This window comes from Flavobacterium frigidum (genome assembly GCF_048286735.1).
Taxonomy (GTDB): domain Bacteria; phylum Bacteroidota; class Bacteroidia; order Flavobacteriales; family Flavobacteriaceae; genus Flavobacterium.
The window spans coordinates 124,295-137,962 of sequence record NZ_JBLVPU010000004.1; the positions used below are offsets into that span (position 1 = coordinate 124,295).

The following is a 13,668-nucleotide window of genomic DNA, read 5'->3' on the forward strand; positions in this document are numbered from 1 at the left end:
TAATACCTCACAAAATTTCATAAATTATATTATTTAATTTAAAAAGTTACTTGGTTTTGAGTTTCATTTGGCTCTGGAATATCTTGTTCTGTGAGTGTTTTTAATGTTTTTCTAGAAAATTTTTTTATTTTGATAATTCGGTTAGCATGATTTTGAACACATTTTTCAAAAATATTTCTTACTACACGAGCGTTACCAAAGCTATCGTCTTTCTTCTCGTGAAGCAATTCAAAAGTATCATTTAATTTTTCTTTTGCATCATCAGTAATTACAAAATCCGATTTCTTTGCAATTGATTCGAAAATCTGTAATAGTTCGGAAGGTGAAAAATGATCAAATTCAAAAAAACGATTAAATCTTGAACGCAAACCTGGGTTAGATTCTACAAAAATCTTCATCGGTTCAGTGTAACCTGCAACGACCAAAGCCAAATCATCACGATGGTCCTCCATACGTTTGATTAAAGTATTTACTGCTTCTGCGCCATAATCATTTCCTAGAGAATTTTGAGTTAAGGCATAAGCTTCGTCAATAAACAAAACACCACCAAGACTTTCTTCTACAACTGTATCAACTTTCAGAGCAGTTTGACCTACAAATCCGGCAATCATTCCTTCTCTGTCGGTTTCGATTAATTGTCCCTTAGAAAGAAATCCTAAATGCTTAAAAATTCTACTTAACAATCGCGCAACCGACGTTTTTCCCGTTCCTGGCGGACCAAGGAATACCGTGTGTAATGTAATTTCAGTTTTTTTTAATCCTTCGGAAGTTCGTTTCTTTTGGATTTCTAACAGGTTTATTAATTCGGAAACGTCTTTTTTTACGTTTTCCAAACCTATTAATTCGTTCAATTCTGCAAGAACTTTTTCTAAAGAATCGTCTTGTAGAAGTTGATTTTTATCTGAATGGGATTTTAAAAATTCTTTTGCAACTGCATTCTTTTCAAATGATTTATCAAATGAAAACTGTATAAATTTATAAAAATGCAACAGTACATTTTCTAATTGTGCGTTTTTATTTTCGGATAAAACGCTGATAAAATCACTTGAATTTACATTAGAAATTGTGTTTTCAACTTTCAGTTTTTCTAGGAAGTTTTTAAAATTTGGCGAAGCGACTAATTTATCAAATTCATTTAAATTTTTGACATCGGCAAAATGATTGTTGCGTAAAACATCATAATAATACGCCAAAGTAAATTGCGATATCTTAGTTTCTTTTTCGCCCAATTTTCTATAAACTGAAATACAATCAGAAAGAAAAAAATGTTCTGCTTTGAATAGTAATCCGTTTGCAGCATTTGATTTTACGAGCTCATTTATCTTTTGAATAAACGAATCATCAGCATTTAAAACTTTACAAATAGCCAAGATTGACAGCGTTTCTTGCTCTAATTGTTGGAAAAAAGATGTGGTAAAGCCCATATTGCATTGATGTTAAAAAAACCTACAAAGTCAAAAAAGACCTCGCAGGTTTTAGAATTTTATCAGTTTTTCAAATTACGAATTCATCATCTGAAGCGTAATTTCTTTGTACAGTTTATCGTGATCATCGCATTTTCCCTTCCAGCAAATTCCCATTTCACGTAAGTCGTATTTGGCAACAATACTTCCATAGGTTTGCTTTTTTCCACCAACTGTTGGATAACCAATTACGTAAATTGATTGTGCTAATTCAATAGCCAATTCAATATCGTGTGTAGAAAAAATAACAGTGTTATGATCGTGGGTGGAACTTAAAAGTTCGAATGATTTTTTTACTTCTTCAATATTTCCAATATCTAAACCTGAAAAAGGCTCGTCTAAAACTATTAATTTGTCTGATGAGAAAAGCTGTTCAATAATGGCTGTACGTTGTCGTTGTCCGCCAGAAAGTTCGTTTGGATATTTGTCTTTACACGTTTCTAATCCCCATTCTTTGATGTATTTATTGATCTTAGTTTCTTGTTCTTGTAAAGATAAAGTAGTTTTTCTTAAAGCAAATTTCAAGGTTTGAAGCACCGTTTTGTTACGAAACAAAGTATATTTTTGATCTACAAAGCCAATATCGCCTTCTCTTACAGGCTTGGCGGCATTTAGTTCACTACTTTCAAAATCTTTAATTAAAATCTTACCCGAGTTTGGATGAACCAATCCAGTTAATGCTTTGAAAAATGTAGATTTTCCGCGTCCAGACCTTCCAACAACAGCAATAACTTGTCCGGTGTTGTCATGTTTTGGTCTAACTACGTTTTTCTCAATTAAACTAACATCTTTAATAATTGTTACGCCGTCATACGCTACGCTAAGATTTTCAACGTACAAAAGTGTTTCTCTAAATTCGAATTCCATAGCGTTATATTTTTGAATATCTGAATACTGATTTTCTTAAAAAATTGATGAACCAATCTAATCCTAATCCTATCAAAAGAATGATGATCTGCAAGGCAATAATTCGACCGTGATTCATGAATTTATCAGAATTTTTAATTAAAAATCCCAAACCTCCAGAAGCAACTACAATTGATTCTACCGTTACAAGCATCATCCAAGTTATGGCTAAGTTTTGACGAATTACATCAATTACATAATCAATTCTTCCTAAAACTATTACTTGCCAAAGTACTTCCCAACGACTGCACTTTAGGGTTTTGGCATGGTCAAATTCTTCTTGCGGAATGTCTTTTATTACAGCGATTAAAGATGTAGTTAAGAATGTTGTTAAGAAAATTACCAATATCCAAACTTGCATATTTCTTGCATCATGCACCATTAATGTAATGTAGAATGATAATCCAGTGAAAGGCAAAAATCTAAATTTAGTTACAAATTCTGCTACAGGTTTCATCAACGGAATTGGCCAAGAATAAGCAAATAACAAAGCAATTATTGTTGCTATAATAATAGACAGAAAACAAAGTTTTAGCGATTGAAAAATATGAACTACCAAACCTTCTTTGTACAATTCTGAAAAACCAGTTAGCACTTGGCTTGGCGTTGGAAACAAGTGTTTGGTTCCGGCAGAACCCATAAACCAAATTGCAAATAATAATACAACCCAAGAAACTAAGATGATAGTTCGTTGCATTTTGGTTGTATTTTCAAAAGGTATAAAATATTTTAACATCAAAAAAAGAGTTAAAAAAAGCTACTTAAAATTATAAGCAGCTTTTAGTTATTGAATAAAAATTATTTTAAGAACGTAACTACAACTCGTCTGTTTTTAGCTTTTCCGCTAGCAGAATTGTTGTCAGAGACTGGTTCGTTTTGACCTTTTCCATCAATTAATTGGAAACGATTGGAAGGAATTCCTTTTTGTGTTAAATAATCCACAACCGCTTGTGCTCTATTTTTTGACAATGACACATTAGAATCTGGATTACCAACATTATCGGTATGACCCACAATTGTCAGTTTAGAATTTTCTGCCTGAATTAGCAAGTTGTAAATTCTCTCTAAATCTCTAGATGAATTACTTAAAACTTCGGCACTTCCTGAACTAAAATTAATTTGCCATTCGCCAGAAGCCATAACTTCAGTAGCTTTTGTAGAATAATCCGATTTATCAGCAGCAGAAGATTCGATGTCGTTTATGTTTTTTAAATAAAATAAATTTACTGCTTCATCATAAGAAGAAACTTTTCCAACATTTTCGTTAAATCCAAAAGGATTTAGTTCTGTTAAATACGTTCCAACTTGATTGTAAACCGCTTTATATCTGTTAACTCCGTCAGACAATCCGAAATATTGCATAGCATCGGCATAATTAAATACTTTTGATCCACCCATATTGTAAGTCAAACCATTTTTAGTTCCTTGTTGTCCTTTGAACATTTTGTACCAATATTCTGGAGTTTCAATTTTGTATGTTTCAGCGACCGCTTCGGAAGCTCTAACCTTCCAATCTTCATAATTTTTCATTTGATTAGAAGCCATCAAAGTAGACTTGAAAACATTAGAAAACACTTCTGGATTTTTAGCCGCCCATTCTTTTACACCAATAATTACGCAAGGCATTTGGTTGTTAAATTCTTTAGTAGAAACGATATCTACAAAACCGTTCAATTTATCAAAAACAGTTTTGTCACCTGGAGTCCAAGTTGCGCAACCATCGATTTTTCTGTTAACTGATTTTCCAGTTAATTTTCCGTTAGTAACTTCTTTTAAAGAAACGGTGAAACCTGCAGTTTGCGATTTGATTAATTCTTCAGCCGATTTCATGTAATCATCATTTTCTGATGGATAAATATTAACGGCATCAGCATCATAAGTTGTTGGATCTGGGTTTACTTTTAAACCGTTTGCAAAACAATAGTTTATTGTTGTAACCCAGTCACCATCACCAAGAACTGCTGAAATCACAGCTCCTTTCATCGATTTTGGATCTGATTTCCAATTTGGTGGTCCAATTAATTTATCTTCACCATAACTCATACCAATTGCTCCAAAAACTTGTAGGTGGTATTTGTCCTTTCCGTATTTTTCGTCCAATGATTTTTGAACAGAACTAATATAAAATGGTGCACCGTCACCCATAATCATTACAGCAGCAGCACTTTTATCTGAAGTTGGAAAAGCAGTACCGCCATCAAACTCTTCAATAAATTTCATTTGCATATTGCGTAATTCCGACAACCAGTCTTGTCGAATAATTTCTAGATTTACACCGTTTTTTTCCATCAACGAACCTTTAGTTGTTTTTGGTCCACCATTGGCAACGATAATTCCAGATTCGGCATTCCAAGCATAACCAGCGATTCTTAATACCGGTTTATCAGAAATTTCAGAAGAAATTTCTTTAGATGGCAATGCTATTTTTGCAGCGTTAGTAACGTTATTTACATCACTTGTGTTTAATTCTATTCCGTTTAATTGTTTAGAAACTGCGGTTTTTAAACCTGGTGAAATAAAATAAACTGCTGTTAATATTGCTCCAACTCCACCAAGAACAATTAAAAGTTCAGAAAAGGTGGTTAACTTAGTTGCTCGTAAAATTTTTCCCATTTGTATTTAAAAATTTGATTTGTTTTTGTTTTCAGTTAAAAAATATCTCCAAAACCACCACTGTTCACTTTGTCTTCTTTAGTGATTTTATAATTTGGACTTGTATATTTAGTAGAATCCGGAATAGTATTGTCACCAGTTTTAATTTGATCTGCCAATGAATCTAATCTAGAATACAGCTCGTCATTATCTACAGAATATTTAGAGGTTAACGCATCAATATCAATTAGGTTTTCTGATGTTCTAGCAATATCCAAAGCAATTGTTGATGTAACAACTTCTAGTGCATATTCTAATTCCCAATCTTTAGTGAACATCATTGCACTTTTGGCACTTTCTGTAGCTTCTTTAGCATTTTTAGCAAATTCGAATTCCTTTTTTAACATCACAACAGTTGCATCAAAATCGGCAATTTTAATATCAATTGCAGTTCCGGCAAGAGTTAATTTTCTGTCCATTTTACCAAGAACATTTGCTCTAACGCCATATTTTTGGATGAAACTTTTACTTTGCTCATATTGGTTTGAAATTCGATGCGAATCGGATAGTTTTCTAGCCAACTCACTTTGTAAAGCAACGTAATCGTCTGTATCTTTTGCCGCAGCACCATTAATTCGAACCATTTCATCCATTGCAGATTTAAGTTTCTCTGATTGACGTTGCAAACTCAAAACGTCTTCTTGAAATGATTTGGCTTCTTTTTCAGATTTTGTAGCTTCAATTTCCATTTCGTTTTTCAAACCTTTAAGCTTGGCTTTAGTATTTTTAAAAACTTCACGGTTTTTTACCATTTTCTGTTTTTGCTCTTCTAATTCATTAAACGGGTTACTTTGAATTAATGCTTTGTGCATATTTTTGGTCATAAAACGCAAACCTTTCATGATAACTGGAAACATCATCACTAAAAAAATTAGGAAAACTCCGGTTGCCGAAAGCGCGATGGCTTGACCAAGCATTGTGAATAATGGTGGAATAATGTATGTCCAGGTTAGGTAACCACCAACTCCTAAAAGTCCGAGAGCGAGAATCCAAAATATAGATTTTTCGCCTTTTTTTAATATGTTTGAACTTAATGCAATTTCACCTTTAGATTCGTCGAAGTGTTTAAGGATTGGAAGTTCTAAAAGCGTCGTTTTTTCTTGTGCAAATTTATCCATTGATTTTATAAGTATTGATTGATACCGGTTACAACTGTATTAATTGATTCTAATATTTTCTTTTTGGCTAAATCATTAGCTTCAATTTTCAAAGTAATTTCACTGAACTGTTCTTTATTTTTAAAATCTACTTTTTCTAAATCTGATTTTGCATTTTGCAAATCATTTTGAAGTTGTGCAATTCTAGTTTCTATATCAGAAATTGTTTTGGTTAAATTACTTTTTTCAGATGAAATGGCACTTTCTAAATCACGTTTTCTTGACGTTCCTGTTGCATCATATTTAGCATATACCTTTTCGATTTCGTCGGTATAATACTTGCTTTTTTCTAAAAGAAAGGATTTTGACAATTGCGGATTAATGGTTTTTCCCATAGTGAAGGCCATTTGATAGCTCTGCGGATTGGTTGCTCCAACAGAAATTACCGACTTGTACATTTCATAAAAGTCAAATCCAGTTTGATTTAATGATTCAAAACCCTTTTCATAAACTCCAAAAATTTCATTTAAGAAAGGGTTGTTGGTTGCGTTTTCGGTTGGTTGAAATGTGTTTGGACTTTCTGGAAATTTATTTACATCGGAAATTGGTGTATTTACTGTTTCTTTTTTTGAAGTATTCTCTGATTCTTCATTTACGAAAAGACTTTTCCAATTAAAATTTTCTTTTGCCATTTGGTAAGGTTTATTTTATATATGTGACGTTAAAGTTATACGAATGTAACATTAAAAAGTTACTAATTTTTGAATAAAAAATATTTGTAAGACAAATATCAAAATCAAGAAATTCCCTCTTCGTTTAATATTTTTAAGAAATGAAAACCTTTTGGCACGTATCCTTGATTGTAATAAAAACGGTGTGCAGTATAATTTCCTGTAAAAGCGTCTAAAACAATCATGGTACAACCGAGTTCTTTGGCTTTGGCATCAACATAATCCGTTAGCATTTTGCCAATTCCTTTTTTACGATGTTCTGGGTGTACAATAAAATTATCAATTTCTAAATACTTGCCAGACCAGAGTTTTGTTCCAGACCACAATCCGGAGAGTCCAACACATACATCACCTTCAAAAACAGCAATTTGCTTGTAGTTGTTTGGGATCATATCATCAAGGTAGGTATTGTATTTCTCTAAACTGAAATTGGTATACAAATATTGCATTACTGGGTATTGCGCCAGCATTTCTTGTTTAGTCGTAAGTTCTTTGAGTTGTAGTTCCATATTAGATTTTAATGGTGTAAAATTAGAAAAAAAGGAATGAGATTGCCAGTTATGATGGGGTGAATTTTTCAGAAATCTAATCGGAATTTTTGAAGTAAAAAAGTAATATATGGTGTAACATATAAAATCACAGCTTATAGCTTAAATTCATAGCTAAAATAATATTTGTTAAATATTTATTTCCAGATATTTAAAAATAAATATTCGTGGAATTCACGGAATTCCGACAACAAGTATTTGCATACACCACTATATAAAACTAGATTTACATAAATTAATTTATGAGAAAATTGGCATCTTTTTTGAACGTAAGAAAACCAATCTCACCGTTTATGAAAAAATTATTAATCTAGTGGACTTGCTGTTGTCAACTGTTGGGTTTACACAAAAATGAAAGCATAAACAAAATAACTACTTTAAGAGTTAAAATTTAAACGAAAATCGGATTGTGTCCTTGAAACCAACTCAAAGAAAATACTTAAACAAAAATAAAGATACCCTTAACTAACAATAACCTTATGAAATTTTCAGTTAAAATTTTAATCCCATTTTTCTTTATACTGTTTTTGTCTTGCGAAAAAGATGAAGAAACTAATAAGGTGGTAAAACAATCTATTGATCTTCAAATTGAGAATGAAAAATTCAAAATCGTAAATGAATCATTTGTCGTCAATGAAAATTGTAACACTATTTTCGTTTCACTCATTTATGATAAGGGAAAAAACGAACCTCATTTTATTTTTGAATTGTCGATAACAAAAAAAGGGATCCTTAGAAAAGTAAGTTATACTAGATTTGGCGAAAGTACTAGTCCATTTGGCACTCCCGATTTTAACCTTAAAGGACTATTTACTGTTGACAACTTTGTTTACGACGAGTCAAGCAAAAATCTCAGTTTTAATTTTTCTGGAGAATTAGTAAAAGTTGAGACAAATACTCCCTTGTTAGACGTTCCTCAAAAAAGAAAAGAAATTAATGGAAAAATCATGTCTAAGAAAGTAAAGGCAACAACATGTACCAGTTTTATTAGTAATTTACATTTTGAAACAAATAATCTAACTTTTGCTACTAACTTCAACGCTGGATCACATAATCCTAATTTACCAGCAAACCAGTATAATTTTTGGTTTTTTTCAGATAACGGATACCGAGTCATTATTAAATCAAAAGTAGATTTATGGAATATGGATAAAGGAACGTATACTTTTGACCAAAATACGTTAGAGAATAGAATTGATTTCGAGCAATACATTGGGATTTTTAGAGCTACTCAGTTATTAGGGATTCGTCCCCAAGATTGGAAAAAATTTCAAACATCGGGGAGTTATACCATTAAAGAACACGTTATTATTAACGGTGTAAAAGTTACTAGAGGTGAATTGGACTTGCAGGTTTATGATAATGGACAACTCTTGCATGCTGTTACTAAAGGAACTTTTGAAGTAACTGGATTCTAGCAACATTCTTCGTCTTAAAAACTTAACAAGGGTTTGACTTTATAGTTTAGCCCTTTTGTTTTTCTATAGTTTCTAAAGTTTCCATCAACTTTCAAAAAGGTATTATGGTTTCTTTTTACTAACTTTTTCAGCCAGTTGCATTGCGTTATAAGCATTTAATACTTTCCCCGATTTAGAGAGTTCAGAAAACTTAGCTTTTTTGCCTTCACCGCCAGGAATTAAAACCTCAATGTCGTAAGCCGTTCCTGATTCTAGAATAATTTGTTTCACTTCCTTAGCCGTAAGTTTAGGAAAATACGACCAAATTAAAGCCGCTGTTCCAGAAACCATAGGTGTTGCTAGTGAAGTTCCTGAATCATACGCATAGCTATTTCCAGCTGTAGTAGTATAAATTTTATCCCCAGGAGCAAATAAATCCACATTTTTTTTGCCGTAATTAGAAAAGGATGCTACTAAAGTACTGTCTAATTTTGAGGTAGTAGCTCCTACATTGATAAAGTTCTCTACAACTTCATCTGCAATTTGATAATCAACATCATTCGGATAATATGGATTTTTGTCCACATTAAAACTATTGTTTCCTGCGCTATGCACCAGTAATACATTATGTTGTTCAGCATATTTAAAAGCTTCCTTCACCCATTCTTTATTCAACGAGAATTCTTTACCAAAGGACATATTAATTACTTTTGCACCGTTGTCAACCGCATAACGAATTGCCATTGCAATATCTTTATCGTGTTCATCTCCCGATGGAGAAATACTCAAAGGCATTATTTTAACATTACTTGTTATTCCTTTAACTCCAATTCCGTTGTATCGGTTGGCTGCTATTATACCTGAAACTTTGGTGCTATGATTATCAATTGTTATACCTGATAAATTAGAACTAACATTGTTAGTACCATATAATGTGTCAAAAACGTGATCATTCAAATCAAAAAAGTACCTTTCATTGTATGATACATTTAAATTTCTATTAACAATAGAATCTATTTCTTCTTCGTTGCGCTTTATATCATCTATATTGAATTGTTTTTGCTCATAAGAAGCCATTACAATTTCAATCAATGCTCCTAAATCTTTGTCATTATCATCCCGTCTCTGCATGTAAGACTTATCATTAATTTTACGCTTTTTGTACATACTATCCAATTGTTGATAGGCGTAATTCTCTTTTGGAAAGTACTTTTTAAGACTATCTTTAGCGATTGGAAACTTTATAACATCTGCCTTTAATGATTTTAACCAGTTCTGGTAATACCTTTTTTCTTGATCTAGTTTTTTATTTGCTCTAATGTATTCTTCATAACTATTTAAATCTTTACTCGATACTTCTAATTTTTTGATTCTTTTGAATTGTTTTTCATACTCTCTTACTATGCGAACAAATTCAAAATTAGACCATACAGTACTACCTCTTTTTGTCCCTATAAAATTCCAACCATTTACATCATCAATAAATCCATTGCCATCATCGTCTATGCCGTTATTTGCAATTTCATTTGTGTTGATCCACATTTGATTTTGTAAATCTTCGTGTTTTAAATCAATTTTAGTATCAATAACTGCAACAATCATTTCATTAGTTTTTGGTATTCTTTTATTTTGTTTATACCATTTGTCTAAGGAAATACCTGGTAGGCCGTCTTGCAAGTAATCTTTCTGAAACCAATTATTTAATGAACTATCCTGCTTTATGGTGAATAAATTACTGCTTGTCGTGTTCTCTTGAGAAAAACAGCTTACAATATTTGCAATAATAACAAAACAAGTAAAATAATAAAGCGGCAATAATTTCATAATTAAGGTAATTTTAATGGTTCAAATGTATTAAAGTTGAACGATTCCTGTAAATAGAAATATAAAGTTGTTACTGGAATTCCGCGAATTACGATACCTAAAATTCTATTTACTTATTTTAAGACTGTTAACTAGCTCTAGTTTTACTCAACTCTTTGATAAAAAAGCTAGGCTTGATTTTATACTTTTTATAAAAAGCAGCCGAAAAGGCTTCTGCCGAATTAAAACCAAACTCACTTGCTAAGGAAGCTATGGTATAATTTTGCAAAACAGGTTGTGCTTGCAATTGCAAAACTGCTTCATTTACACGAAGCTCATTGATGTATTGTACAAACGTTTTTCCTTTTTGTTCATTAATAACTTTAGACAAATATTTAGTATTGGTGTTTAGTTGCAAAGCCAGTTTCTGAATAGAAATTGTGTTTTCTATAAAGCCTTTATCGTTTTCAAACACTGTTAATTTTTCCAGTAATTCAATTACAATTTCATTTGATAAGCTCTGTTGTACTTGGCTTTCTTTAGCATCAACTGTGGTTTGATGTGTTTTTAAAATAGTACTATTTTCTTCAATAGATATGGTTGGTTTCAGAATTGCTTCAAATCGATTTTGGTGTTGTTTTTTTAAGTAAAATTGGTAACCAATCAGACCAGCAACGCCCACAACTAAAACTACAATCCATATATAAGAAGCAGACTGCTTTTTTTCCATTGATTTTATTAAGGCTTCTTTCTCTGCAAATAAGTGCGGGGTATCATACTCATCACGCAAAACTTTACTCAGGTGTTTGTAATTTTTTTGCAGCACACTATCAATTTCCATGTAGGTTGTTAAGTATTTCAACTGCTTTTCTTTGTCTCCGATTTGTTTGTAGTACTCAATTAAATAGGAATAGCCTCCTACAAATTCTGGTGTGATTTTTTTTCTAATACGGTACATAGAATCCACTTTAATAAAATTTTGCACTGCACGTGATTTATAATCTAATCCTGCATACGATCTGCCCAGATAAAAATAAGATGCTAAAACATTTCCTGTATTTTTTACTTTAATTAAACCAGGTAATGCTTTATTGATACTATCTAGAGCAGCTCTAAAATTTCTTTTATCTACTTGATTGGCTCCTTCATTCAAAATAAACATCAGCTGAAATTCTTTATTTTTAGTGATCGTAGCTTCTTTGTAACCTAACTTATTATAAAAAGTAGTAGAATCTGAATGCTTTAAAGCCTTGTGGCAATCTGCTAATCCAAATATGGTATTTTGGTAATAATAAGAGTAGTAATCCCCTCGATAGTCTTTCGTTTTGTAATATTTATAGTTTTCATGGTACAATTGTAAGGCTTCCTCTACCTCTCCCATTTCCTCTGATTTTGTAGTTCCAATATAGTCACGAACCATATAATAATAATCAATATTAGTTTTCAAAGCCACTTTTTCAGCCAAGTTAAAATTAACTAGTGCTTCATCGAACTTTCTTTGCTTGACTAATAAATCTGCTTTTTCACAATAAGCTGCAGCAGGAAAAAATTTATTCGGTTCTATTTTTGAATATTTTATTACACTATCAAAATATTGAATGGCTTTGAGCGGTTGATCTTGATGATAAAGAATGGCGTATAAATAATAGCCTCTAGCTTTTCGAATTGCTTTGTTCTCTTTTGCAGCTTTAGTAATATAGACCTTAGCCCATGCTAATTGTTTTTTAACACTTCCTTCGTCTTTAAAATAATTATTATCAATAGTGTCGTACGACAATGAAGACTTATCATACACCGTTTGCGACCATAAAAAGAAAGGAAACAGCGCCGTAAGGACTATTTTTAAAAACTGCTGGTTCGTCATTGTTATTTGGTTTTATACAAAAGTACATTATGCAAATTAAAGTGCAGTAAAAAACTACATTTATAAGTTATTTGTATTGTATTGATTTTTAATATTTTAAAAATACTTGTTATCGGAATTCACGGAATTCCGATAACAAGTATTTGCACAACGTCTACCACTATCCTAGTTTTGACATCAGAAAAGAAAAGCAATAAAAATAAAAACGATAGTCAAATAATATAAGCTTTATCAAAAAAAGGGAATAATTCAGCTGGTACGTAACCCTTAAAAAAAATACAGAGCATGGAGTTTATAAAGCTACAATATCCATTAAAAAATGAGCATAAAAGTTCTCGAGAAACTTTTTTAAAAACAGGATTTTAAAAAAATTAAAAATCAATTTACAACCATTTTTAGATCAACTAAATAGTGCAAAAGTAAAAACTATAAAAGAACCGACTTTCACAGCATTTTTAATGCTTATTACTGTGGCGGCTGCGATAATTTCTGCTTGGGCCAATTTTATGGCTGGACTAATGAGAGCAATACCTAACAATCACTAACAAATGAAGCTTCCCACAAACTTTTATTTATTCTTTGGAATTTTCTTTACCTTAAACTTCATTTATTCCTTAATTGAAATCAGAGACACCTACGAATTATTCTCTTTTCCAGTAAGTATTTGGGTATACAGAGGCTATAGATTGTTTATTGCTGTAGTGTTTATAAAGCTATTTTTTAAAATGAGAGCCATCGATGTGACAAAACTAAATCAATAAATATAAGTTCTGACTTCAAGAACCTAAAACCTACAAAATTTGTTTGAAAAGTATATTTTTTCAGTTACTACTAGTATACTGAAGTTTAAAAGCCACATCTAATGAAATACTTCATTACTCAAACGTTACAAAATACAATTCTCATTGTGTACATTTTAATGATACGAAATTTTTTTAAAGATGAAAAAAACAACGACATCTACAAACTATTGGACTTAGAATGCATCTTTCTAATCCTCTTTTTTTCAGTAGCACTAGCAAGCTATGAAACATACAAAAAGAAGCGACCAGCTTCAAAAAAGGAGCTGAATCGCAAAACTTCATTTTAAGTCTATCCTAAATGAACCATACAGACTTTGTAGTTAACTTAAATTTTTTGCATTAAAATTCATACAGAAATAATTCATTTTACATATCTCACTAATCATAATAAAATGTCGTATAAC

General features: G+C 31.5%; 11 protein-coding genes. 2 read left to right on the forward strand and 9 right to left on the reverse strand.

Going from position 1 to position 13,668, the window contains the following annotated elements:
* Positions 1 to 38 precede the first annotated feature (38 nt).
* The 7 genes from ACNQGO_RS03985 to ACNQGO_RS04015 all read right to left on the reverse strand — a co-directional run bounded on the left by ACNQGO_RS03985 (position 39) and on the right by ACNQGO_RS04015 (position 7,358).
* Positions 39 to 1,424 (reverse strand): AAA family ATPase, encoded by a 1,386-nt coding sequence (locus ACNQGO_RS03985; protein WP_417984300.1) that lies wholly within the window; start codon positions 1,422 to 1,424, stop codon positions 39 to 41.
* Positions 1,425 to 1,499: 75 nt separating this feature from the next.
* Positions 1,500 to 2,330: an ATP-binding cassette domain-containing protein gene (locus ACNQGO_RS03990; protein ID WP_417984302.1), complete on the reverse strand. Its 831-nt coding sequence runs from the start codon at positions 2,328 to 2,330 to the stop codon at positions 1,500 to 1,502.
* A 4-nt stretch (positions 2,331 to 2,334) separates the two neighbouring features.
* Positions 2,335 to 3,105 carry an ABC transporter permease gene (locus tag ACNQGO_RS03995; RefSeq protein ID WP_417984304.1) on the reverse strand — a complete coding sequence of 257 codons (771 nt, stop codon included), beginning with the start codon at positions 3,103 to 3,105 and terminating at the stop codon, positions 2,335 to 2,337.
* A gap of 62 nt (positions 3,106 to 3,167) precedes the next feature.
* Positions 3,168 to 4,982: an OmpA family protein gene (locus ACNQGO_RS04000; RefSeq protein ID WP_417984306.1), complete on the reverse strand. Its 1,815-nt coding sequence runs from the start codon at positions 4,980 to 4,982 to the stop codon at positions 3,168 to 3,170.
* 35 nt (positions 4,983 to 5,017) lie between these two features.
* Positions 5,018 to 6,139, reverse strand: a complete 1,122-nt coding sequence (locus tag ACNQGO_RS04005; protein ID WP_417984308.1) for a hypothetical protein — start codon at positions 6,137 to 6,139, stop codon at positions 5,018 to 5,020.
* A 5-nt stretch (positions 6,140 to 6,144) separates the two neighbouring features.
* Positions 6,145 to 6,810, reverse strand: a complete 666-nt coding sequence (locus ACNQGO_RS04010) for a hypothetical protein (protein WP_417984310.1) — start codon at positions 6,808 to 6,810, stop codon at positions 6,145 to 6,147.
* Between the two features lie 104 nt (positions 6,811 to 6,914).
* The gene (locus ACNQGO_RS04015) at positions 6,915 to 7,358 is read right to left on the reverse strand and encodes a GNAT family N-acetyltransferase (protein ID WP_417945579.1); all 444 of its coding nucleotides are present in this window, start codon (positions 7,356 to 7,358) and stop codon (positions 6,915 to 6,917) included.
* A gap of 518 nt (positions 7,359 to 7,876) precedes the next feature.
* On the opposite strand from ACNQGO_RS04015, the gene ACNQGO_RS04020 reads away from it, so the two are divergent.
* On the forward strand, positions 7,877 to 8,815 hold the full coding sequence (locus tag ACNQGO_RS04020; protein WP_417984312.1) for a hypothetical protein: 939 nt from the start codon (positions 7,877 to 7,879) through the stop codon (positions 8,813 to 8,815).
* A gap of 102 nt (positions 8,816 to 8,917) precedes the next feature.
* On the opposite strand, the gene ACNQGO_RS04025 is transcribed toward ACNQGO_RS04020, so the two are convergent.
* Together ACNQGO_RS04025 and ACNQGO_RS04030 are read right to left on the reverse strand one after the other, a co-directional pair.
* On the reverse strand, positions 8,918 to 10,618 hold the full coding sequence (locus tag ACNQGO_RS04025; protein ID WP_417945575.1) for a S8 family peptidase: 1,701 nt from the start codon (positions 10,616 to 10,618) through the stop codon (positions 8,918 to 8,920).
* Positions 10,619 to 10,745: 127 nt separating this feature from the next.
* Positions 10,746 to 12,461, reverse strand: a complete 1,716-nt coding sequence (locus ACNQGO_RS04030; protein ID WP_417972141.1) for a helix-turn-helix domain-containing protein — start codon at positions 12,459 to 12,461, stop codon at positions 10,746 to 10,748.
* Between the two features lie 548 nt (positions 12,462 to 13,009).
* Between ACNQGO_RS04030 and ACNQGO_RS04035 the strand changes: the two genes are divergently transcribed.
* Positions 13,010 to 13,222, forward strand: a complete 213-nt coding sequence (locus ACNQGO_RS04035) for a hypothetical protein (protein ID WP_417945571.1) — start codon at positions 13,010 to 13,012, stop codon at positions 13,220 to 13,222.
* Positions 13,223 to 13,668 lie beyond the last annotated feature (446 nt).